Source organism: Stenotrophomonas sp. S4 (assembly GCF_054187805.2).
In genome coordinates this window covers 1,647,967-1,670,243 of record NZ_CM196188.1, presented here as the reverse complement: position 1 = coordinate 1,670,243, position 22,277 = coordinate 1,647,967, and the positions used below count along the sequence as shown (strand labels likewise).

At 61.6% G+C, this 22,277-nt stretch carries 16 protein-coding genes; 9 read left to right on the top strand and 7 right to left on the bottom strand.

Translation table 11 applies throughout. The features are described 5' to 3' along the window. Nucleotides 1-23 precede the first annotated feature (23 nt). The 7 genes from ACUZUJ_RS07620 to ACUZUJ_RS07590 form a co-directional block, all read right to left on the bottom strand. Nucleotides 24-1,778 (bottom strand): ATP-binding protein, encoded by a 1,755-nt coding sequence (locus tag ACUZUJ_RS07620; protein WP_023095497.1) that lies wholly within the window; start codon nucleotides 1,776-1,778, stop codon nucleotides 24-26. A gap of 17 nt (nucleotides 1,779-1,795) precedes the next feature. Beyond that, nucleotides 1,796-4,546 carry a DEAD/DEAH box helicase family protein gene (locus tag ACUZUJ_RS07615; protein WP_128653394.1) on the bottom strand — a complete coding sequence of 917 codons (2,751 nt, stop codon included), beginning with the start codon at nucleotides 4,544-4,546 and terminating at the stop codon, nucleotides 1,796-1,798. Next, nucleotides 4,546-6,264 (bottom strand): site-specific DNA-methyltransferase, encoded by a 1,719-nt coding sequence (locus ACUZUJ_RS07610; protein WP_458220142.1) that lies wholly within the window; start codon nucleotides 6,262-6,264, stop codon nucleotides 4,546-4,548. The genes ACUZUJ_RS07615 and ACUZUJ_RS07610 overlap by 1 nt, the downstream gene beginning before the upstream one ends. Nucleotides 6,265-6,274: 10 nt before the next feature. Next, a complete protein-coding gene (locus ACUZUJ_RS07605) occupies nucleotides 6,275-8,047 on the bottom strand; it encodes an AIPR family protein (protein WP_228383604.1) in 1,773 nt (590 codons plus the stop codon). Between the two features lie 25 nt (nucleotides 8,048-8,072). Then, complete coding sequence (locus ACUZUJ_RS07600) at nucleotides 8,073-11,159, bottom strand: TrlF family AAA-like ATPase (RefSeq protein WP_033999115.1); 3,087 nt, start codon at nucleotides 11,157-11,159, stop codon at nucleotides 8,073-8,075. Beyond that, nucleotides 11,156-14,068, bottom strand: a complete 2,913-nt coding sequence (locus ACUZUJ_RS07595; RefSeq protein ID WP_033999112.1) for an SNF2-related protein — start codon at nucleotides 14,066-14,068, stop codon at nucleotides 11,156-11,158. Before ACUZUJ_RS07595 ends, ACUZUJ_RS07600 begins: the two co-directional genes overlap by 4 nt. Nucleotides 14,069-14,130: 62 nt before the next feature. Continuing rightward, nucleotides 14,131-14,328: a helix-turn-helix domain-containing protein gene (locus ACUZUJ_RS07590; RefSeq protein WP_023095491.1), complete on the bottom strand. Its 198-nt coding sequence runs from the start codon at nucleotides 14,326-14,328 to the stop codon at nucleotides 14,131-14,133. A gap of 207 nt (nucleotides 14,329-14,535) precedes the next feature. Here ACUZUJ_RS07590 and ACUZUJ_RS07585 point away from each other — a divergent pair, with 207 nt between their 5' ends. The 9 genes from ACUZUJ_RS07585 to ACUZUJ_RS07545 are packed head-to-tail and all read left to right on the top strand — an operon-like array spanning nucleotide 14,536 to nucleotide 22,265. Then, nucleotides 14,536-14,916 (top strand): integrative conjugative element protein, RAQPRD family, encoded by a 381-nt coding sequence (locus ACUZUJ_RS07585; RefSeq protein WP_033999109.1) that lies wholly within the window; start codon nucleotides 14,536-14,538, stop codon nucleotides 14,914-14,916. Further along, nucleotides 14,913-15,146 (top strand): TIGR03758 family integrating conjugative element protein, encoded by a 234-nt coding sequence (locus tag ACUZUJ_RS07580; protein ID WP_003050225.1) that lies wholly within the window; start codon nucleotides 14,913-14,915, stop codon nucleotides 15,144-15,146. Before ACUZUJ_RS07585 ends, ACUZUJ_RS07580 begins: the two co-directional genes overlap by 4 nt. A gap of 16 nt (nucleotides 15,147-15,162) precedes the next feature. After that, complete coding sequence (locus ACUZUJ_RS07575) at nucleotides 15,163-15,522, top strand: TIGR03745 family integrating conjugative element membrane protein (RefSeq protein ID WP_023095489.1); 360 nt, start codon at nucleotides 15,163-15,165, stop codon at nucleotides 15,520-15,522. Between the two features lie 12 nt (nucleotides 15,523-15,534). Further along, nucleotides 15,535-15,945: a TIGR03750 family conjugal transfer protein gene (locus ACUZUJ_RS07570; protein WP_023095488.1), complete on the top strand. Its 411-nt coding sequence runs from the start codon at nucleotides 15,535-15,537 to the stop codon at nucleotides 15,943-15,945. After that, a complete protein-coding gene (locus ACUZUJ_RS07565; RefSeq protein ID WP_003821110.1) occupies nucleotides 15,942-16,634 on the top strand; it encodes a PFL_4703 family integrating conjugative element protein in 693 nt (230 codons plus the stop codon). The genes ACUZUJ_RS07570 and ACUZUJ_RS07565 overlap by 4 nt, the downstream gene beginning before the upstream one ends. Further along, nucleotides 16,631-17,557, top strand: coding sequence for a TIGR03749 family integrating conjugative element protein (locus tag ACUZUJ_RS07560; RefSeq protein WP_458220141.1), 927 nt, complete (start codon nucleotides 16,631-16,633; stop codon nucleotides 17,555-17,557). Before ACUZUJ_RS07565 ends, ACUZUJ_RS07560 begins: the two co-directional genes overlap by 4 nt. Continuing rightward, nucleotides 17,547-18,977, top strand: a complete 1,431-nt coding sequence (locus ACUZUJ_RS07555; protein ID WP_023464783.1) for a TIGR03752 family integrating conjugative element protein — start codon at nucleotides 17,547-17,549, stop codon at nucleotides 18,975-18,977. Before ACUZUJ_RS07560 ends, ACUZUJ_RS07555 begins: the two co-directional genes overlap by 11 nt. Continuing rightward, nucleotides 18,958-19,398, top strand: coding sequence for a TIGR03751 family conjugal transfer lipoprotein (locus ACUZUJ_RS07550; protein WP_023103901.1), 441 nt, complete (start codon nucleotides 18,958-18,960; stop codon nucleotides 19,396-19,398). Before ACUZUJ_RS07555 ends, ACUZUJ_RS07550 begins: the two co-directional genes overlap by 20 nt. Then, entirely contained in the window at nucleotides 19,398-22,265 is a 2,868-nt protein-coding gene (locus ACUZUJ_RS07545) for a conjugative transfer ATPase (RefSeq protein WP_023103900.1), read from the top strand. Before ACUZUJ_RS07550 ends, ACUZUJ_RS07545 begins: the two co-directional genes overlap by 1 nt. Nucleotides 22,266-22,277 lie beyond the last annotated feature (12 nt).

The following is a 22,277-nucleotide window of genomic DNA, read 5'->3' as shown; positions in this document are numbered from 1 at the left end:
TGCATATTTAGAACCGAAAGAGATCAAGAGCTCTCCGTCCGGAGCAGCCACTCAATCTGTCGCCGTGCTGTGGAGATGATCTGTCCAAAGATTCGCTCCTCAACATCCGGCTCACGATTTCCAGTAGGAAAGTCGGCAGACCTGCCTCCACCGACCAACAAAACCTGAACAGCAGAGCCAACGTACTTTGTCAGTTCATGCCTATAGCCGATTGCCTGTACGTAATCACCGTGATTCAGCGCGTGGCTTGGCCGTTTGAATTCGATCAATAAGTACTTGCCGCTCAGATTCTCGTTGAGAAGCAGGTCAGGACGTTTGTCGGCCTTGTCTCCCGTATAGACCTTCCCAAGAACATCTTCCACTTGTCGCCGCAATGTGCTGTTTGAGCTGAACAGGGAATACTCCGGACCAAACACCCACAAGTTACGTTCCAGGGCTTTGTGCAAGACGGCCTCGGTAGTTGTTGCGTCACGAACAAGCAGTTCCAGTTGATCAAGAAAAACTTGGCGCGCTGCGGCTTGCTGAACCAGGAATGCCATCTCTGCCAAGCCAAACTCATCCAGCCGCTCGGCCACCACTGCAACGTCGCTCGAAGTTGCTTCCGCAATGTGCTCAAGAAGAATACGGTAATCGGATCGTTCCATTGCCTCCAGCAACACATTCACCACCGGCTCGACCTTGCTCTCCGGTTCGCCGTAATACTTGTCGAGGATTTTCTTGATCGCCCGATCTGCAAAAACCCTTTTGTGTTCCGGCAGCGCTGAGAGTCGAGTAAGGATCGCTTTTTGCAGTCGAGCCTGTGCAAGCTGGATCTCTTGCCGGTACTGCTGCTCATACGCCTCCCGGAGAATGGGCTGGACGTATGCCTCAACCTCCTTCAAAAGTTCACTATTCTCAACGGCAGCATCCCAACCAGCAGTGATGTGATCGCGCAGTCCGTCCGCCTCGACTTCGCCGTAGAGCTTGCGAAGTAACTTGCGCGGGAAGTCATCCCGTTGATCCAAGCCAAAGAATCCTGGCCGCCCCACGGCCTTGCCATCCACGCGCAAGGTAATGCCAGGCTGACGCAATCCTGACTTGCCATCGCTGATAGAGAACCGCAGTTTCACCTTGCCCACATTTGGCAAGGACTGATCCTGCTCTGCATAACGCCCTGATACGTCGTCAACATCCAGACGCTTGTCGTCAACCGTGATCGCGAAGTCATCCTGCCGACCGTAATCCTGTAACAGGATCTGGCGTAGGCGGTTGGCATCCGGGTAAGCCAAACCCTGGTGCAAGTCGTTGAGCGTAATGGTTGTCCCGTGGAGTTCGGGCGCGCACGGTTCGCTGTGCAAGCTGATATCCAACTGCTCGATATCTTCAACGCGCGCAAGGTCATCCAAGCGCAGCGAAATCCGGCACAGGCGGCCGCGCGCACGCGTTTCGAGCATCATGGTGGCCGCCGCCATGAGGCCAGAAAACTTGCCGATGCCTTTTCTGCCCTTGACCGGGCGGCTCTTCCCGGCGGTACGTTCTCCGCGCCGTGAGCGGCGATCGGATGCAATGGCCAAATAATGCCGCCGCAGCTCCTCTTCGGTCATACCGCTTCCATCGTCCTCAATGACGATGGAGCCACCGCTCAGTGGCTTCGGGAGAGTGACAGATACGTGCTCGGCGTCGGCATCCCACGCGTTATCGACGAGCTCCTTCAACGCCCGCTCTGATGACGGGTATTCCTGACTCAGCAATGTGGCGAGTCGGGAATCAACCTGAAAACGCAGCTGGGCACGGCTCATATCAACGCTCCTTCAAATCAGTCCTTCACTTCGAACCGCAGGAAATCGGCCAGCCGCTTCGACTCTGCGATTTCATCGTGTGGCACCAGGATGTATTTCCACGGCTTGCCACCGACGTTTCTGGCGTGATCTGAAGCGTATTTGCACCAGCGCAATGCCGCCGCAGCCTTGGCGACGACTTCATCCGATTTCAGATCGTCGCGCTTCTTGGTCTCGGCCAGCAGGATGAACGCATCCATTTCCACCACGAAATCCGGCACGTACTCCGGCTGCTCGGTGCCGAGCTTGTAGTAGATCTGGAACTGTCCCTTCGCGGGCTTGAACCACTTGTTCGCGTCGCGTTCGAGGATGACGGCGAAGCGGCGCTCGGTGTCCGAGTCGAACTTTTGCAATGGGTAAAGGCACTTGGTGAACCCGCCGAACAGCATCTGCTTGATGCGGCCCACGTCCTCCACCGTTTCGCGGAAATGGCGCGGGGCTTGTCCCGCCGTAGCGGTGTAGTTGCAGGCTTTCAGTTCCGTGAAGCCGCGACTGACCTGCACCTCGAACTCGGTCGCTTCCTCGAAGAAGTGCGCCATCATCTGCGAGTGGATTTCCTTTGCGATGGTCTTGCGCTGCCCATTCAGCACGTTGACCGCCTCGGATTCCGAGAGGTAGCTCTGCAGGTGCCGCACCATCTGGCCCGCCAGGTCATAGAGCAGGTCGGCGTGGGTGAAGTAGTCGATGTCGTCGAAGTCCACCAGCGCGTGGACGATGTAGTCCTCCGGGCGCTGTTCTTTCAGGCCGATTTCCGCCGCCAGCGCAAATTGTTCGTTGGTGCGCAGCATCTGGCCGACGATCTCGCGCTCGCCCGGTTGCAGGCGAAGCTGGCTCACGTCCAGCAAGAACGGGCGAAAGCCGGTCGTGACCTCACCCTTGGGTACAACGGCAATGCGCGGGATGTCGATAGTCTGTTGCACCACGATCTCGGTGGTCTTGGCTACCACTTTGGTCAGATCAATCACCGGTGCCGCATCGTCCGCGCCTGCCAGCAGGTTGCCCTGCATCGGCTTCAGGCGTTCTGCCACCTCCGCTTGAATGACCTTCTGCACCTCGGGCGTGAGCAGTGCGCCACTGGTCGGCACTAGATCACGCTGCGTCTCCAGCTTGCCGATGACTTCGATCACCACGCGCGCCGCTTGCTTCTCGGCATCGGTGGTGAACACCGGCGTCGGCGCGGGTTTTGCCTCGCCACCATCCGAGTCAGAGTAGGCAGCCGCCGAGGCTGGATCAACTGCGGGCGCGGCATCCGCCAGTCCAAGCCGCGCTGCAGCACCGGAGCCGACCTGCACGCTTACCTTCTTGTCGTCGGCACTGGGCACGTCGAGGATGATCTGCTTCAGGCGAATCGGCGAATCGCCACGGTTGGCCTCGTCGATGATCTCCTGAAACTTGTCGTGGGCAACGATGTTCAGGCGATCCACCGCCGCCACGCCGGTGCGCTTGCCATAAGGCAGGCGCAGGCCGCGCCCGATGCTCTGCTCGATCAGCGTGCGCGCGTTGGCGGCGCGCAGCGGCACGATGGTGTAGAGGTTGGTCACGTCCCAGCCCTCCTTGAGCATGTTGACGTGAATCACGATCTCGGTCGGCTCGTCCACACTCTCCACAGCCAGCAGGCGCGAAATCATCTCTTCCTCTTCCGCGCCGGTGCGGCTGGAATCGACCTGGATCACCTTGCCCGCGTAACGCCCTTCGTAGAAGGCTTCCGATTCCAGAAGTGCCAAAAGACTCGCAGCGTGCGTGGTGTCGCGTGCGATGACGAGCATGAAGGGCTTCACCGGCTTGACACCGTTCTCGCGGGCATAAGTGAGCAGCTCGACCTTCGTGGTTTCGTGCAAGCGCACGCCGTCTTCCAGCTTGGTCTTCTCCACTTCTTCCGGCGTGTGGTCGCTGGCCTTGAAGTTGCGTTGGGTGACAACCGCAGGCTCCTTGACGAAACCATCCTCCATCGCCCGCGCCAGCGGGTAGTCCATCACCACGTTCTTGAACGGCACCGGCCCCTTGCTGCTTTCGACGAACGGCGTCGCCGTTACTTCCAGGCCGAACAGCGGCTTCAGCTCGTTGATGGCACGCACGCCCGCGCTGGCGCGGTAGCGGTGCGATTCGTCCATCAACAGCACCAGATCGGGCAGGTTCGCCAAGTGGTTGAAGTAGCTGTCGCCCAGCACTTCCTTCATCCGCTTGATGCGCGGCTCCTTGCCGCCGCGCACTTCGGAGTTGATCTTGGAGATGTTGAAGATGTTGACGCGCACGTCGTGGGCGAAACCCTGCGGTTGGTCGTCCACCGCTGCGCCAGTCTGGTCGTAGTTGTCACCGGTGATGATCAGCGGTGGCTGCTGCGCAAACTCGGCAATGCCCTTGAACACGTACTTCGGCGTGTTGCGTGTGAAGTCCGTGATCAGCTTGTTGTAGATGGTCAGGTTGGGCGCGAGCACGAAGAAGTTGTTGATGCCATGCGCCAGATGCAAATAGGCGATGAACGCGCCCATCAACCGCGTCTTGCCGACGCCCGTGGCCAGCGCGAAGCACAGCGAGGGAAACTCGCGCTCAAAGTCCTCCAGCGTGGGGAACTCGGCCTTCAGCGTGGAAAGAACGGCGGCGATATCCCGCTCATGGCCCAAGAGGTCAGGCGAGGTTTCGAGCGCGCGAACCAAGCGTTTGAGAGATTCCTCCTGCGGCGGGCGCAGCGACAGACGACCGGTGACGGCGTGCAGGACACGGCTGTTCATTACTCGTTCTCCCCAAACAGACCGCCCTGATTCAAATGCGCAGCGGGCACTTTCCTGCTCTTGGTTTTCTTGTTCGCTCCGGCGGCTGCCGAGGCATCAACGGGATCGGGCTTGGCCATCGGCAGGTTCGCCACGTTGAGGCTGTAGTCGTCGTGGCCCCATTCGCAGCGGGCCAGCACCATCTTCGGAATCTTCTTCAAGGTCAGGTTCGGCCAGCGTTCTGCCGCCTTCGCCGCTGTCACGCCTCGGAAGGCAGAGCAGCAGACCAGCAGGCTCCGGTCGGAACCCACTTCGTCGGAGAGTGCCTGCAACTGGTCGGCAGACAAGTTCTGCGTGGTAACGTAGATGAAGTCGCGCTCGCTGGAGTGGCCGTGCTGCCACCACTGCACCTCGGAGGGTGCGTAGGTAAAACCTTCCACTTTCGCCAGCGCTTCGGCTAGTTGCGCGGCGTTGTATTCAGGATTGATGACCGGGTTGCCCCAGCGGTCGTTGACGATCAGGCTGGGCGCGAGGCTGTAGTAGCGGAAGCCGCCTCCGCCTTGCCAGTTCACGCTTGCCGTGACGCCGCCTTTGTCTTCACCGGCGATGACTTTCTGCAGGCGCGGAATGATGTGCGTGTGACAGTGCTCTCCCAGTTCCACCATGATCCAGCGAAGGCCCATCTTGTGCGCGACCGCGCCAGTGGTTCCAGAGCCAGCAAAGGAATCGAGGACAAGATCCCCGGGGTTAGTAGACATATCAAAAATGCGCTTCAGCATGTCTTCTGGCTTTGGAGTATCAAAAACATCTTCTCCAAACAATGTCTTTTGATGCGCCTTGGTTTGCCGTGTTGTGTCGAGGTCATTCCATATCGTTGGATAAGGCCGCGATGGACTATCCGGTGCAAACTCTCGGGTATACGGAATCCAGCCGGTTTCGCGCTTTTTCCAAATCAACTCGTTTTTTTCAATCAAATCCTCAACAGAGGTTTTCCCCATTGCCCATCGTGCCTCCCTGCCATCATCGTGAATCGGCAGTACTTCCGTTCCGTCAGGAGCGGTTAATGGAAAGAACATCGACGGACGGTCAGAGCGAAGGCTATTCTTGCCGTTCTTTTTCAAGAGACGGTCGCGATACGGTCTGTCAGATTCGGCATCTGGCTTACGGTACGCCGCCAATATCGAATCATCGTATTTCTGTCTGAATGGGCGAGATCCAGGAGTTTTCGTAAAACACAACAAATACTCGTGATCTGGCGTGATTGGTACTTTGTTATCGTTCGGGCTATCTACCTTTTTCCAGATAAACGTCGTGACGAAACAAGCTCGTCCAAACACCTCATCGCACAGCACCTTCAGGTATTGCGCTTCGTTGTCGTCAATAGTGATCCACAGCGAACCATCATCTGCTAGCAATCGCCGAATGATCTCCAGCCGGTCGCGCATCAGCCCCAGCCAAATGGAGTGTTCTAATCCATCGTCGTACTGCTTGAACGCGCTGCCTGTGTTGTAAGGCGGGTCAATGAACACGCACTTCACCTTCCCCGAGAAATCTTGCTCGAGAGCCTTCAGCGCCAGCAGGTTATCTCCGAAGATCAGCCTGTTATCGAAGATATCGTTCTCTGTAACGCGATGCTGGGCGTGGTACGACTTGTCCGGGTCTTCGAGCAGAATGCGCGGCTCCAGCTTGGGGCGCTTTTCCTTGCCGATCCATGTCAGTTCTAGTTTTTGCTTGCTCATGGCATCGCTCTCATAGTTGGGGGGCCTTGCCCGACAAGTAGTCGAGCAGGCGCTTGCGCGGATAGGCATCCGCCGCAGTATCGATATTGCGCAGAGTGGGTAGCGTTGGATCGGCGGTCAGCGCGAAATGCGTTTCCATCAGGTCGGCCATGAACGAGGCGACGCTGCCCTGATTGCGGAAGTAGGCCAGTGGCCCCTCGCCGAGCAGGCGTTGCCGCCCGAGGTCGAAGGTCTGCTGCCGCAACTCGTCGAGCGGCTGGCTGATCAAGCCGGGAATTGCTGCGGCGTCCATGACCGTCGCCGCGCCGATGCGTTGGCGCAGGCGCTTCATCATCACAGCCGTGATGACATGAGTGGCGTGGCGGTAGATCAGCTTTTCTTGGCTGCGCGCCGCCGCCTTCTGCTCGTAGTCGACCACCAGCGTGCGGATGGCCCGGTGGCACAGCACGGCGTTGAGCAGGGCCACGCCGGTCAGGGTGGCCGGGAACAGCGCCTGGTATTCGGCGGATTCCGGATTGGCCAGCCGCGCCGGTTCGCTTTTGAGCCAGACCGCGTAGCGCGGATCGTCCTGGCGCGAGGCGAGCGCGCGCAGCGCCTCGTCGAGCGAAATAGCCTGGAGGCCGGTGGCCGAGGCTTCCGGACGGTAGTGGTAGGCGAAGCCGAGATGCGCGATTTCTTGCCGCAACCGCTCCTGGTTTTCGTCCAGCGAAGCGAAGTTCGCTGTCTGCACTGGGTTCTGGTGGTTGCGCGCCTTGGTGACGCGCTTACCGAACGGGCCGTCCGCCGGGGCCTTGATCAAGGTGAGCATCACCTTGGCATCGTCGATGTTGCTGCCTGGATGCTGGGCCACGAACTCGGCGGCGGACGCGACCGTCTGCGCGCCGTTGATGATCGACAGGCCACGAACCTTGAACTTCCGGAACCCACTGCTGGGGTTCTTTCCCTTCAACTCAATCTCGTCGCAGACCGCCGTCACGCCGTTGTTGAGGTAGAAGAAGCTGCCGGGATCGTCGCGCAGGGTCGTCTTGATGGCCTTGTTGACGTCGGATCGGCTGCTGCCGAGGAAGTAGCGGATGTTGCGCTCGTACAGCGCCTTGCCCTTGTCCTTGTGCAGCGCGACCAGGTCGGTCAAACGGGCGATGCCGTAGTACGTCGTGCGCGGGTTCTCGACCTTCGCGTGCTTCTGCAAGGCGATGTCGGTATGAACCGGCGGATAGGCTTGCTCCGCCAGCAGGTCGCGGGTGATGTCGACTGCCGCGTAGTAGTCCACCTGCTTGTCGAGCCGCTCTTCGTCGAGATCATCGTCGTCCAGCAGCACTTGCAGCGCATCGATGGCCGACTGCGACACACCGTCCCCAGTGTAGGGCACGACCAGTTTGATGCGACTGCACGCATCGAGCGCGCCTTCGATCTCGGCCTTGCGGTTGTGGACGTTCCCATTGAACCCGGTGAAATCCTGCTTCAGCAGCAGCCGGATGCCGGTGCAGAACGATTGTGCTTCATCCTGCTTGAACTGCTCGGATTCCTTCAGCTTGGTTTGCAGGAGGTAGAGCGTTTCCGTGGGGGCGTGGTAGTGGATCGCATCCAGCCCCTTGTCGTTGAAATCGTCCACCACGGAAGCGGCGGCGTCCTTTGGCGTGATGTTGAGCAGCTTGTTCAGGGCGAAGGCGCTGAAGGCACGCGAGAGCTGCTTGGCAGCCTGATCCTCCGGCTTCGCCGCACCCAGGAGGGGCGGAAGGAACGGCACGAAGCGCTCCGCCAGAATCTTCTTCAGGACGGTCATGTGCTGTGGTTCAAGGGCCGCCATGTCAGTGGTACTTCCCGTAGCGGTTCTCGAATGCGGGTTTCGTCCCCTCCAAGATGGTCACGACAGCTTCGTTCAGCCCCGTGTTCTCGATGGCTCCCGATTCGTAGCGGATAGTGGAGTCCGATGCGCGGTCGAATCTTGCGTGGATGATTTGTTCGGCGTCGCACACAACCGCCAAATTGGGGTTGTGCGTGACCATGATGATCTGCCGCTGCTTTTTGGCTTCGGAGAGAACGGGAACGAGCAGACGGAACACCGTCTCGTTGTCAAGATTCTCTTCCGGCTGATCAAGAATGATGGGGGTTTTTCCCTTGTCCACCAGCAAGTAGAAGATCAGCAAGAGCGCGCCACGTTGACCAGGGGACAGTTGCTCGATCTGCGTGTCCTGGAAGAGGAGCGAGTAGCGAGGCTCAAGGAAGTTCAAGCCAAAGATGAGGTCATAGACGGCCGCGGCCGGCTGCCCCTTCTTCAGCAAACTGAATATCCCGGCATCCGAGCCGGAGGCCTTCGCCGCTGCCAAAACCTTCTCCTGCAAGGAGGCAATGAAGGCTAGCGCCCCATCCTTGCTGTTCAGGTCATGGCCATCGAACAATCTTCTGATGGTCGCCGGTGCTTCGTCCTGCCCGCGAAAGTCACCTGCGGTCTGCTTGATCAGAGCAAACAACTGGTCGGCGATGGCGTCGGCGGATGCCGCCAGCGTTGCCTGGAACTGCAGCCTGTAGTCCTCGCGTATCAGGACATTTTTCTGAATCAGGTCTTGCACCGGCTTGAACAGTTCCGCACGTGCACGCCGCTGTGCATCGAGGGTATCGAAGATTTCCCCGGACAACTGCAAACGCCTCGCTTCCAAAACCTTGAGCTGCTGCGGAAGCTCCTCGATCTGCTCGATTCTGGTTTCCAAGCCGACCTTGGTCTCAGGGTCGGTGATTGAGCCGATGAGTTCGTCGCGCTTCGTGTTCCATTCCGCAAGCTGGCGCTGGTAGGCCTCATATTGCTGTTGCGGCGCGTTCAACTTTGCGGTGAAACCTTGCTGGGTTGCAGTGGCGGAATTGAGGACTTCCGCCAGTTTTTCAGCCTCGATCTTTATCTCGCCTTGCTTCGTCGCCAACTCGGTCGATTTTTCTTCCAGAACGGCGGTCTTGATGTCGATGGCGGCAAGATCGGACCAAGCGAAGCCAAGAAGATTGAGATCGTCGGAGACGGTTTTTTCGGCTTGATCGAAAGCACGTTGCAGCAATCTCAACTGCTCACGAATATTTCCTATGGCCTTTTGACGTTTGGCCAGTTCAGTGGTCTCGCCAGCGATCTCTTGGCTGCGCTTTCTGGCAGCGTCCACCTGTTGACTTGCTGCCGCCAAGCCTTCAGCCGCTTGTTTCTGCTCGGGGCTCATAGCTTCGGTCGGCACCGCAACCTCCGCAGGCTTCAGCTTGTCGTGTTCCTCGATCTGCTTGCTCTTCAGCAGGAGCAGATCAGTGAGTTTTTTCAGTTCAATGGGTTGAAGCTGCTCCTCGATGCGAACGATGGTTGCGTTGGTCGATGTCAGTTCCTTGCGGTATTCACCCAATCGGTTCCTGAGCGATTGCTCCTGCTGCTCGGTCAACTGATCGAAGTCGAGTGCGCCAAGCCTCATTTCTTCGCTCGCATGGGAGAAGATCACTGACCTCAGCTCTTTCTCAAATGCGTTCGACTTACCCGATACGTGCTCATTGCAAAGCTCTTCGAAATAGCCCTGCGGGATGTAGCGAACAAGCTCGGCCTTCTCCTCTGAAGGTGACTCATTCAACGGCCTGGACTCGGTGCTTTCGTCTCGCCAGGTTAGCGTTCCGGTGAAGTGGCGAGCGGGCTCGCCGGTCTTGCCCCAAAAGCGATCCCTCTTCAAGAAGCTGAAGTGCTTGGACTGCTTGGAGTTGCCGAGCGTCGCGATGACATCCGCCAATGCACTCTTGCCACTTCCCTTGTTCCCAATAACGGCGACAAGATCGGGGTTCAGCAGGATGTCACAGCCATGCAGCCACCGCCCAACGCCAGCCTTGTCCCCTGTTTTGGTGATCTCGATCGACTCGATGTAGAAGGTCTTGTTGGACTCGACTTCTTGAACCTTGGGCGGCTTGTCACCAATGAAGGAGCGTTTCGCTGGCTCAAGAATGGCTTGCTTGAGGCCGTGGAACGTCGGGTCGGCTTTGATCCACGTCCTTTTCCCGGAGGGGAAGTCGCCATAGCCCCGCTTGTTGTTGTCGCCAGGTGTTCCAACGAAGCAGTGGGCGTCGCTTCCTGAGACTGCCAAGCGCGGAATATTATTCAGACCTGCTTGAAAATTCTTGAACCACTTGGCGTTGCCGGCTGTCTGCTCGCCAACAAATGCGCCACGCAGGTCGGTGTCTCGTGTCTCGAAGATCGGAGAAGTTTGAAAGAGGTTCATGGCATAGGCGTAGTGCTCTTGCCACCCAACCTCGGCCAGTCCGTCATTCGTATCAAACGGCATAAGGCCAATCGCGTGCTCGTTCGGGACCTTCCGAATCGCTTCCCTGTATGAGTCAGCGTTGATCTCCGCAATCACCGCCCCAGCAAGCAGAGCCTTCTCGTCGGAAGCATCTACATCGGCCTTTTTGAAGCCGTGATGCTTCAACTTGTCCTCGCCGACCTTCCTGGCAAGCTCTCTCAACGCAGGCTCGGAAAGTGGCCTGTCCACTAACTCAATGCGCAAGGCAGATATGAAATCCCTGAGCACCTGTTCATCGACCTCGTTCGAGAACAGTACGTGTGCATTCAGTCGCCCCTTCATTGGCGCGGCAAGCCGAAGTTCGATCCCTGGAAGGACGGTTTTTTTCAGGACGGGGGCGTCCTCGTCCTTGAGGCGCTTTCGTAGTGCAAGCCAGCCGTCAAAGGTCCAGTAATCCATGATCGCGAACACAGCCGGTTCTGCCTTGTTCATGGCTTCGATCATTTCATCGACCAGCTTCTTGCTCTTTGCAGAAGAGAGATCGACATCGAACCTATCTCCCGACCAATGAAACGATGCTGGTGTATGGACATGCAGATCCCACTGCCGCCAAATTGCACCCCGAGAAATATCTCTTTTTGTAATCATGTCAGCCCCCACTCGATAGTGAACAGCGTGCGCTCTTCCACCCGTTGATGGAGCTGCACCTCCAACTGACTGATCAAGTCGTTGCGCTGCGCTTCGACCTCATCCTGCCGATTGAACAGTTCCCGCCGCAGCTTGCTGCGCTTGCCTTCCAGTTCGCGCTGCTTCTTCTGCCATGACAGTTTTTCTTCCAGCGTGGGCGAGGTGGCTGCCGTGCGGCGAACTTCCTTGATCTCGCGGTCGATCTCCTTGATTTCTTGCTCAAGGCCGAGTTTCAGGTCATCGGCCCAGGCGTCCAACTTCTGCACTTCCTGCTCGAAGTAGCCAAGGTTGCGTTGGTTGATGTCGCGCAGCAGCTCCGTCTTGCGGGTTGCCACGTTGGCTACCAGCGTGGCGTCGCCTGCGTTATTGAACAGGCTCGCTGCCTGCGTGGTCGCGGGCAGGCGCAGCAGCTTCTCCGGGTCTTCTTCGTCCAGCGACACGCCGTCAGTAGTGGTGGCTGCAACCAAGAGATGCTGCTCCTGATTGCCCAGGGCTTCGACGACAAGCAGCTTGAGCGTGAGCCAACCAGCCTTGCCGCGATACGGCTCCAGGGTGCTGACCTTGCTGCCATAGCCTTCATAATCGAACACCAGCTTGGCCCCATCGAGCGTGCGGGTCTTGGCCTGCTGCGCGATCCACAGCGCCAGCGGATGATTGATGCGGTACAGGTGCGCGTCACCGGAGCGGCGTGGCAGTTCGTAGCGCCCCAGTTCGATGCCTTCAATGCTGCTGCCTTCGATGCCATCCGGCGCGCGCCACAGGTGAAAGCCGTCGTCATCGAAGCTGGCGCAATCGCCCAACTCTGCCCGACTCAAGTCCATCAGCATCCGCTCGAAGCGGCTGCGGGCGCTGCGGCTGTCCTCGGCGCGGACGCGGAGTTTGTCCTGCACTTCCTCATCGAAGTTCTCCAGCAAAATCTGTCGGGTCTTGACCATCGCTTCGCTGATCTCGCCGGAGAGGTCGAGTTGGAGCTGTTCGAAGCTGGCCTTGATTTCGCTCGGGTTGCGGCAGTTCTGATAGATGTCAGCGATGCGGCGTTCAAAGTCCACGCCGGAGCCAATCGTGCCCAGCACTTCATCGCTGGCCCCGAACACGCCGTCGAACAGTTGGAATTTCTGCTCCAGCAGTTCGTACACGCGGGCGTCGGCCTCGTTGCTACGATCCACGAAGTTGACCACTACCACGTCGTGCTTCTGCCCATAGCGGTGGCAGCGCCCAATGCGCTGCTCAATGCGCTGCGGGTTCCACGGCAGGTCGTAGTTGATGACCAGTGAGCAGAACTGCAGGTTGATGCCTTCCGCGCCCGCTTCGGTGGCAATCATCACCGTGCCGCGTTCCTTGAAGTGCTCGACCAGTGCGGCGCGCGTGTCGGCGGTCTTGGAGCCGGTGATGTGGTCAGTGCCTTCGTGGCGTTTGAGCCAGTCCTTGTAGATGGCCTGCGCGCGGGCGTCGCTGTTGGTGCCGTTGAAGAGGACGATGCCGTCGCCGTAGGACGTGTCCGCCAGCAGGCTCAGTAGGTAATCCTGCGTGCGCCTGGATTCGGTGAAGATGATGGCCTTCTTGGCCGCGCCCAGCCGATTCAGTTCGGCGAATGCTTTGTCCAAGGCCGTGAGTAGCGCCTTGCCTTTGGCGTTGTCGCGGATACTGGTGGCCAGCGTTTTGAAGTGGCGCAGCTCGTCGATCTCGTTGGAGATGGCGGTGCGCTCCTCTTGGCTAGGCCCGGCCGCATCCGCTGCCGGGTCGTCCTCGCCGTCGGCGAAATCCTCTGCGCCGCTTTCGTCAGCAACCTCATCGAGCGACTCGTAGTCCTCGTCCAGCTCGTCCGTCAGATCGACCACCGGCGATGCATCGAGCACGCCTTGCAGGCGCTTGGCCATCGTTTCCAGCGCGCCCGCAATGGCGTGCGTGCTGGACGCGAGCAGCTTCCACAAGACGAGGGAGATCAGTTGCCGCTGGCTTTGCGGCAGCGCTTGCAGGTTGGGGCGGCGCAGGTAGTCGGCGACGAGGCGGGACAGTTCCTGCTCCTCGTTTGACGGGGTGAATTCCTGCACGATGGCCTTGCGCGCCGTGTAGGAGACGTAAGGCTGCACCTGCTTGCGCAGGGTGCGTTTGCAGACGGTGGCCAGCCGTTCGCGCAATGCTCCGAAGGCTTGATCGCGCCCGCTGGAGGTGAATTGCGCGCGGAAGCTGTCAAGGTCGCCGAATACACGATCATCGATAATGCTGACGAGACCATAGAGTTCCACCAGCGAGTTCTGCAAGGGTGTGGCCGTGAGCAGCACCTTGGAATGGACGTGCGCCATTGCGTCCTTGAGCGTCTTGGCGATGACGTTGCTGGTCTTGTAGACGTTGCGCAGGCGATGGGCCTCGTCCAAGACGACCAAGTCCCACTCGATTTCCTTGATATCTTTGGCCTTGGCCTTGGCGAACTGATAGGAGCAGATGATCGGGCCGGATTCCGACAGAAAGGGGGCCTGCTGCCCCTGTTTGCGGGCCGCGTTGTAACTCTTGGCTTCGAGGATTAGCCCCTGCAGACTGAACTTGTCCTGCAGTTCCTGATGCCACTGCTTGCGCAGGTTGGCCGGGACGATGATGAGCACCTTGCGCCGTCTCTCCGCCCAGCGCTGTGAAATCACCAAGCCTGCCTCGATGGTTTTGCCAAGACCCACTTCGTCGGCCAGTATGACGCCACGCGAAAGCGGGTTGCGGCAGGCAAAAAGGGCGGCGTCAACCTGATGCGGGTTGAGATCGACCTGCGAATCGACCAGTGTCGAGGCCAGCGATTCAACGGTGTCGCCCGCCGCGCGACGGGTGAGCAGCCACGCGACGTACTGGCTTTGATACGGCGTCAAAGGTTGCTGCGTCGTCAACGGTGATTCTCCCCTTGTCCTGTCCCGGACTTGATGTGGTGGCAAGTGTGGCAAAAACTCACTCAAGCCCCCGGCTTCTGCTTGTTGGTGCTTTCGGCAATCCAGCGCTCAAGATCAGAACGACAGAAGCGCCAGGTTCCCCCCAGCTTGAACGCGGGAATCTCTCCCTTTTGAGCCAGGCGATAGACCGTCCTTTTTCCTGCTTTGAGGTAAACCGCCACCTCTTCAAGTGTGAGGATTTCGTTTTCGGCATCAGTCATCTGCAAACCTTCTCGGTTGGTCTTTCATAGCCTTAGTTTGCCAAGTCTGCTCAATTCTACTAACGAACACTTGTTGCAGGCCACTATTCAGTTGGCGAGTTTCGAAGCTCTCGATAACCCGGTTACCGCGCAGTTCCTATTGTTTGCAGCATGAAGTCGCCCTGATCTCCACGATCAAGCCATTGCTGATCACACAGGAATGGCGCGATGTTGGCTCCGGTCTGGCAGCGCGCCGCGCATCGCGGCGTGCCCATTTTTCTCGTGACGGCCCTGCTGCTGGGTCAGTCCCCGATGGCGTTGGCCGAGTCCCCCGCACAGCGCCAGGAGCTGGTCGCCGCGCTGCGCCAGCTCGATGCGCTGGAGCGCACCGTAGCCGACAGCGCCGCGCGTGCCCCCATCCAGCCGGGCGAGCGCTACCACTTCGATTACCCGCGGCTGCTGGCTGACCTGGCGCGCGTGCGCGCCGGCATCCAGGCCCATCTCACACCGTCGCGTGCCCAGCCGCGCGACCCCTCCGAACTGGCCGGCGACTACCGCACCGAGCGGGCCGCCTCGCCATCGCCGACGACTACGGAAGCCAAGCAATGAACGGCGCCCAGGTCTCGGCATTTCAAGCCAACAGCGGCATCGCACCTTCGGCGATGGCGACCGTCCTGGTCGGCGTCGTGTTCGCGGTCCTGCTCGTGTGGGGCGTCTGGGCCATCCGAACGGCCTACGTGGGGTGGTCCGAGAGCCGCCTCAACCAACGCCAGTTCCTCGGAGTCTGCATCCGCTTCGTCGCGATGTACCTCGTCCTGAGCTTCTTCCTCCTCTCCTGACCTGAAAGGCACGACCATGCAAAACCGCATCCTCCATTCCCGTCTTGCCCAGCGCGCCGCTGTGGCACTGGGCGCCGCCGCGCTGCCCGCGCTGTCGTTTGCGCAAGGCTTGCCGCAGTTGGAGAACCCGACCCGCGGCACCGGCAACGGCATCATGGAAACGATCAGGAACTACGGCTACGACATCATCATGCTCGTGGCGCTCCTGGTCGTGGCGTCGATGTTTATCGGCGTCTGCTACCACGCCTACGGGACCTACGCGGAAATCCACACCGGCCGCAAGACCTGGGGCCAGTTCGGCCTCACCGTCGCGATCGGTGCCGTGCTGCTCGTGATCGGCATCTGGTTGCTCACCGAAGCCACCGGCATCCTGTAAGGCGAGGCCGGTATGTCCGAGCAGCAGCACGTCCGTGCGGACGGGACGGTCACGTTCCTTCCGCACCGGCTCAACCGCCATCCCGTTGTTGTGCGCGGCCTGACCGCCGACGAGCTGTGGATCTGCTGCGGCCTGTCCGGCGCCGCCGGCCTGCTGGTCGGCGCGCCGCTGTCCTGGGCGTTCCGCACGATCGCCATCGCGCCGACGTTCGTCGTCCTGGGTGTGGCCCTGGGCGTCTTCATCGGCGGCGGCATCCTGCGCCGGCTCAAGCGCGGGCGTCCCGACACCTGGCTGTACCGGCAACTGCAATGGCGCATCGCCACGCGCCATCCGCTGATGGCGGGCTGGGTGAGCGGCCACGTGCTGATCTCGCGCTCCGGCTTCTGGACCACCCGAAGGTCTGCCTCAAGGGGGACACGATGAGCCGCTTCAAGAACGAGATCACCCACCTGCAGGCGCACATCAAGACGCTTCGCCTGGGTGCTGGCGCGCTTGTCATCGTCGCCCTAGTCATGGGCGGTGGATGGTGGAGCGCGCCGCGCGACCTGACCATCCACGTCCCGCCCGACCTGCGCTCCGGCAGTACCCGCAAGTGGTGGGAAGTGCCGCCCGAATCGGTCTATGCGTTCACGTTCTACGTGTTCCAGACCCTCAATCGCTGGCCGACGAACGGCGAAGAGGACTACCCGCGCAACCTCCATACGCTCTCGCCGTATCTCACCCCGTCCTGCCAGGCCTTCCTGCGCGCGGACTACGACTACCGCCGCAGCACGGGCGAACTGCGCCAGCGCGTGCGCGGGATTTATGAAATCCCCGGCCGCGGCTACGGCGACGACCCCACGGCGCGCGTGCGCGTGGTCTCTGACCGCGACTGGGTGGTGACGCTCGACATCACCGCCGACGAGTACTACGGCGCCGAGCAGGTCAAGCGCGCGCTCGTGCGCTACCCGGTGAAGGTCACGCGGGTGGACGTCGATCCCGCCCGCAACCCGTTCGGCCTGGCGCTGGACTGCTACGACGGTGCGCCCCAGCGCATCAGCGCCCCGGAGCCGACGCGCCCGGCGCCTGGCGGCCTGTCTCCGCAAGCGCCCCAAGGAGGAAACACCCCATGAAGCATCCTGTACTCGTGCTGCTGGGGCTGCTGGCCGCGGCCGCGGCACCCGTCTCCCATGCTGTGGAGATTCTGCGCTGGGAGCGCATGCCGCTGGCGGTGCCGCTGAAGGTCGGCCAGGAGCGCATCGTGTTCATCGACCGGAACGTCCGCGTGGGCGTGCCTGCGGGCGTGGGCGAACGCCTGCGCGTGCAGAGCGCGGGTGGCGCGGTGTACCTGCGGGCCAGCGAGCCGATCGAGCCCACACGGCTGCAATTGCAGGACGCCGACACGGGCGCGCTGATCCTGCTCGACATCGCGGCGGAGCCAGCCAAGGACGGCGAAGCCGAGCTGGAACCAGTGCGCATCGTCGAGGGCAACAGCACCCCGGCGCGCTATGGCGATCAGCCCGGCGATGACAACGAAGCTCCGGCGCGCGCCCAGGACCAGGCCGGCGCGCGAGCGGCGCGACGCGAGACCCCGGTGTCGGTTGTCCTGACGCGCTTTGCCGCACAGAACCTCTACGCGCCGCTACGCACCGTGGAGCCGCTGCCGAGCGTCATGCGGGTGAACCTGCGCCGTGACCTCGACCTCGGCACGCTGATGCCGACGCTGCCCGTGCGCGCGGTCGCGCTCGCGTCATGGTGTCTGGAAGACCAGTGGGTGACCGCCGTGCGCCTGACCAACAGCAGCAGCGGCTGGATCACCCTGGACCCGCGCGTGCTGCAAGGCGATTTCCTCACCGCCACCTTCCAACACGAGGCGCTTGGCCCGCGCGGGACGCCCGAGGACACGACCGTTCTGTACCTGGTGACGCGCGGGCGTGGCCTTGCGCAATCGCTGCTACCAGCGGTCAACCGCTTCGACCCGGCCGTGCATCTCCCGCAACCGGAAGCCGGTTCCCAGGATGGCACCGACCGCAAGGAGGTCCGCCATGCGCAGTAATGGACTCCTGAAGTGGCTGATGATCCCGGTTGCCGTGCTGGTGCTGTTCGTCGCCATCCGGCTGTTCTCGGGAGGCAGCACTTCGGCACCACCGACCGCGGATGCCGGCGCCAAGCTCACGCCAGCGGAAATGAAGGCGCTGGGCATCGAGGGCGATACCCCGCGCGACACCGTGGCGACGCTCGTTGCCCAAGTGAAGCAGTTGCGCACCGAGCTTCAGACCGCGCTCTCGGACAACAAATCCCAGCGCGAAGAAAACCAGCGACTGCGCCAGCGCGAGAACTCCATTGACCAGCGCATCAATTCGGCCCTCGACTCCGAGCGCACCAACCTGCGTCGCGACCAAGAGCAGGCAGCCAGCGCGCGTCAGCAGACCGAAGGGCTGCTGGCCGACCTGCAACGGCGCCTGGACAGTATCGGCGGACGTGGCGGCGGCCATGCCGACCTGCCGGTGGGTCTGGGGCTGCGTGACGGCGACGAGGCCGGCATGGAAGGCGGCGTGCGCTGGGTCGAACCCGACGATGCGAGGAAAGCCGAGGGGCGCAACAGCAGTCGTGGCACGGGTAGCGGCATGAGCTTCCCGACGAGCTTCGGCCCCGCGCAGAGCACGTTGGAAACCACGGCGGAAACCGTGGCGAACGCGGGCGCACGCGCCGCAGGCGTGAAGAGCGCCAAGGCGGTCTATACCGTACCGACCAATTCGACGCTGATGGGGTCGGTGGCGATGACGGCGCTGATCGGCCGCGTGCCGATCGACGGAACCGTCAACGATCCGTACCCCTTCAAGGTGTTGGTCGGACAGGACAACCTGACCGCCAATGGCATCGACATTCCCGACGTGGCCGGTGCCGTGTTCAGCGGCACCGCATCGGGCGACTGGACGCTCTCGTGCGTGCGCGGCCAGGTACGCAGCATCACCTTCGTCTTCCACGACGGCACGATCCGCACCATCCCCGAAGACCGCGACGGCAACCAGCAAAACAACCAGCAGCAGAACTCTCAAAGTGGAGGCCTGGGCTGGATCAGCGACCCATACGGCATTCCCTGCGTCAGCGGGGAGCGGCGCAGCAACGCCCAGCAGTACCTTGGCTCGCAAGCCCTGATTACCGCCGCCGGTGCCGGCGTCGCCTCGCTGATCGACAGCGACAGCGGCCAGATGTCCTACGTCGGCGCCGACGGCTCCATCGGCAGCGTCGGTATCTCGGGCAATGAAGCCGTGGGCCGCATCCTGGCCGGTGGCGTGCGCGACATGGCCGACTGGGTGAACAAGCTGTACGGCCAGGCGTTCGCCGCTGTCTATGTCCAGCCCGGCGCGAAGGTCGCCGTCCACCTCGAAAAGCCGCTCGCCATCGACTTCGATCCCGAAGGCCGCAAGGTCGATCACCGCGCAGGAGAAAGCCATGCTCTCGAACTTGAATAAGGCCCTGGCGCTGGCCCTCGCCGTCGCGGTGCTCGGCGGCTGTGCCACCAGCAAGGAAAAGCTGCTCCCCCACGGCGACAGCACGATGATGGACATCTGGCAGCAGAACGCCGGTGACGGGGGTGGTGGCGCCGGCCAGGTGGCGCGCAGGCAATTGCTCGATGCACGCCAGAGCCTGCGCCGGACGCTGACCGAGGCCGACGTGGAGGCCGCGCCCACCGAGCAGATGCGCTACACGCGCACGGCGCGCAACGAGGTCTATCGCCAGTTCCACCGCCTGCCGAACCCCGATCTTGTCATGTATGTGTACCCGCACCTGGCGGGCACCGATCCCGTGCCGGTTCCGGGCTACACGACGGTCTTTCCCCTGTACCAGCGTGTGCAGTACGCCATGCCGGGCGAGCGCGTGGAGGACTACTGATGCGCTGGAAACTCCCCTGGCCGAAGCTGGCTGCATCCGATGGTGGCAATGACGAGCAGCCGGACGGCTGGCAGCGCCACGTCGAGGCGTTGCGCCAGGCCGGCATTGCCGAACCCGGAGCGACGGTCCAGGGCCGCAGGCCGGCGACCGTGGCGGACGAGCAGGCGATGTACGACGTTGCGCAGTCATTCGCGGAGCTGCTGCCGTGGGTGGAGTTCCTGCCGCCGTCGAAGTCCATGCTGCTGGAGGACGGGCAATCGGTCGCGGCCTTCTACGAACTGGTCCCGCTAGGCACCGAAGGTCGGGAACCGGGCTGGCTCGCTCATGCCCGCGATGCGCTCGAAAACGCGCTCCAGGACTCGTTCGATGAGCTGGATGAGAACCCGTGGGTGCTCCAGCTCTATGCACAGGACGAGCCCAGCTTCGACCAGTACATGCAGACGCTACGCGACTACGTGCAGCCGCGCGCCCGCAGCACGGCCTTCACCGAGTTCTACCTCCGCTTCTTTGGCCACCACCTGCGCGCGGTGGCCAAGCCCGGCGGACTGTTCGAGGATACGGTGGTCACGCGGTTGCGCTGGCGCGGCCAGACGCGGCGCGTGCGCATGGTGGTCTATCGCCGGGCCGCCGGGCAGGCGAACCGCCGCGGCCAGACACCCGAGCAAATGCTGAACATCGTCTGCGATCGCCTCTGCGGCGGCTTGGCGAACGCCGGCATCCAGGCCCGGCGCATGGTCGCGGCCGATGTTCACGACTGGCTGCTGCGTTGGTTCAACCCACGCCCCACGATGCTCGGGCCCGGCGCTGAGGAGCGAGAGCGCTTCTATGCGCTGGCCCGCTATCCCGACGAGGTGGAGGAAGGTGAGATTGAGCTGGCGAGTGGTCGGGACTTCAGTCAACGGCTGTTCTTCGGTCAGCCTCGCTCCGATGCCGAGCACGGCACCTGGTACTTTGACGGTATGCCGCATCGCGTACTGGTCACCGACCGGCTACGCATGCCGCCCGGTACGGGGCACCTGACCGGCGAAACCCGCAAGGGGGACGCTATCAACACGCTTTTCGATCAGATGCCCGAAGACACCACGATGTGTCTGACCATGGTGGCGACGCCCCAGGACATCCTCGAATCGCACCTGAATCACCTGGCGAAGAAGGCTGTCGGCGAAACACTGGCATCGGAACAAACGCTCAAGGATGTGCAGGAGGCACGCTCGCTCATCGGCAGCGCGCACAAGCTCTACCGCGGCACGCTGGCCTTCTATCTGCGCGGACGCGATGAAGCCGAACTTGACAGGCGCGGTCTGGATCTCGCCAACGTGATGCTCAACGCGGGGTTGCAGCCTGTGCGCGAGGACGATGAAGTCGCGCCGCTCAACAGCTACCTGCGCTGGCTACCGTGCTGCTACAACCCTGCGCAAGATCGACGGAACTGGTTCACCCAACTGATGTTCGCCCAGCATGTGGCGAATCTCTCGCCGGCGTGGGGTCGCAGCCAGGGTACGGGTCATCCGGGCAACACGTTCTTCAACCGCGGCGGCGGGCCGATCACGTTTGATCCACTGAACCGCTTGGACAGGCAGATGAACGCCCATCTGTTCCTGTTCGGCCCCACCGGCTCGGGCAAGAGCGCAACGCTCAACAACCTCTTGAACCAGGTCACGGCCATCTACCGGCCGCGGCTGTTCATCGTGGAAGCCGGCAACAGCTTTGGCTTGTTCAGCGACTTCGCAAAGCGCCTGGGTCTGACCGTGAACCGGGTCAAGCTGGCTCCTGGCTCGGGCATCAGCCTGGCGCCGTTCGCCGACGCTCGCCGGCTGATCGAAACGCCCAGCAACGTGCAGACGCTTGATGCCGATGCACTGGATGAAGAATTGCCAGCCGATTCCTCGGTCATGGAGGAGGACGAGCAGCGCGACGTGCTGGGTGAACTGGAGATCACGGCACGGCTGATGATCACAGGCGGCGAGGACAAGGAAGAAGCCCGGATGACGCGGGCCGATCGCTCGCTGATCCGCCAGTGCATCCTCGATGCCGCCGAGCACTGCGTGGCCGAGAAACGCACGGTGCTCACGCGCGACGTGCGCAACGCGCTGCGCACGCGCGGCCAGGACCCGACGCTGCCCGAGATGCGGCGCGTGCGGCTGCTGGAGATGGCGGACGCGATGGACATGTTCTGCCAAGGCACGGACGGCGAGATGTTCGATCGCGATGGCACGCCGTGGCCCGAGGCCGACATCACGCTGGTGGATCTCGCGACCTATGCCCGGGAGGGCTACAACGCGCAGCTCTCCATCGCCTACATCAGCCTGATCAGCACGGTGAACAACATCGCCGAGCGCGACCAGTACCTGGGCCGTCCGATCATCAATGTGACCGACGAAGGCCACATCATCACGAAGAACCCGCTGCTTGCGCCCTACGTTGTAAAAATTACAAAAATGTGGCGCAAGCTAGGGGCCTGGTTCTGGCTGGCTACACAAAATATCGACGATCTGCCGCGTGCCGCGGAGCCCATGCTCAACATGATTGAGTGGTGGATCTGCCTGTCGATGCCGCCCGATGAGGTCGAGAAGATTGCACGCTTCCGCGAACTCTCGCCCGCGCAGAAAGCGCTGATGCTCTCGGCGCGCAAAGAAGCGGGCAAGTTCACCGAGGGCGTCATCCTTTCCAAGAGCATGGAAGTGCTGTTCCGCGCCGTGCCGCCCAGCCTGTACTTGGCGTTGGCGCAGACCGAACCCGAAGAGAAGGCCGAGCGCTACCAGCTCATGCAGCACTACGGCTGCACCGAACTGGAAGCGGCCTTCAAGGTGGCCGAGAAGATCGACCAGGCGCGCGGCATCGAGTCGCCGGCCTTGGAACTGTCGTAAGACGGAGAACGC

What these genes read in the sequence shown, in the direction of transcription:
- ACUZUJ_RS07590 (WP_023095491.1), bottom strand. Translation starts at nt 14,328, where the DNA reads ATGACTGATGCCGAAAACGAAATCCTCACACTTGAAGAGGTGGCGGTT.
- ACUZUJ_RS07610 (WP_458220142.1), bottom strand. Translation starts at nt 6,264, where the DNA reads ATGAGCAAGCAAAAACTAGAACTGACATGGATCGGCAAGGAAAAGCGC.
- ACUZUJ_RS07550 (WP_023103901.1), top strand. Translation starts at nt 18,958, where the DNA reads ATGCTCTCGAACTTGAATAAGGCCCTGGCGCTGGCCCTCGCCGTCGCG.
- ACUZUJ_RS07615 (WP_128653394.1), bottom strand. Translation starts at nt 4,546, where the DNA reads ATGAACAGCCGTGTCCTGCACGCCGTCACCGGTCGTCTGTCGCTGCGC.
- ACUZUJ_RS07575 (WP_023095489.1), top strand. Translation starts at nt 15,163, where the DNA reads ATGCAAAACCGCATCCTCCATTCCCGTCTTGCCCAGCGCGCCGCTGTG.
- ACUZUJ_RS07600 (WP_033999115.1), bottom strand. Translation starts at nt 11,159, where the DNA reads ATGATTACAAAAAGAGATATTTCTCGGGGTGCAATTTGGCGGCAGTGG.
- ACUZUJ_RS07580 (WP_003050225.1), top strand. Translation starts at nt 14,913, where the DNA reads ATGAACGGCGCCCAGGTCTCGGCATTTCAAGCCAACAGCGGCATCGCA.
- ACUZUJ_RS07555 (WP_023464783.1), top strand. Translation starts at nt 17,547, where the DNA reads ATGCGCAGTAATGGACTCCTGAAGTGGCTGATGATCCCGGTTGCCGTG.
- ACUZUJ_RS07605 (WP_228383604.1), bottom strand. Translation starts at nt 8,047, where the DNA reads ATGACCGTCCTGAAGAAGATTCTGGCGGAGCGCTTCGTGCCGTTCCTT.
- ACUZUJ_RS07570 (WP_023095488.1), top strand. Translation starts at nt 15,535, where the DNA reads ATGTCCGAGCAGCAGCACGTCCGTGCGGACGGGACGGTCACGTTCCTT.
- ACUZUJ_RS07560 (WP_458220141.1), top strand. Translation starts at nt 16,631, where the DNA reads ATGAAGCATCCTGTACTCGTGCTGCTGGGGCTGCTGGCCGCGGCCGCG.
- ACUZUJ_RS07545 (WP_023103900.1), top strand. Translation starts at nt 19,398, where the DNA reads ATGCGCTGGAAACTCCCCTGGCCGAAGCTGGCTGCATCCGATGGTGGC.
- ACUZUJ_RS07585 (WP_033999109.1), top strand. Translation starts at nt 14,536, where the DNA reads ATGTTGGCTCCGGTCTGGCAGCGCGCCGCGCATCGCGGCGTGCCCATT.
- ACUZUJ_RS07620 (WP_023095497.1), bottom strand. Translation starts at nt 1,778, where the DNA reads ATGAGCCGTGCCCAGCTGCGTTTTCAGGTTGATTCCCGACTCGCCACA.
- ACUZUJ_RS07565 (WP_003821110.1), top strand. Translation starts at nt 15,942, where the DNA reads ATGAGCCGCTTCAAGAACGAGATCACCCACCTGCAGGCGCACATCAAG.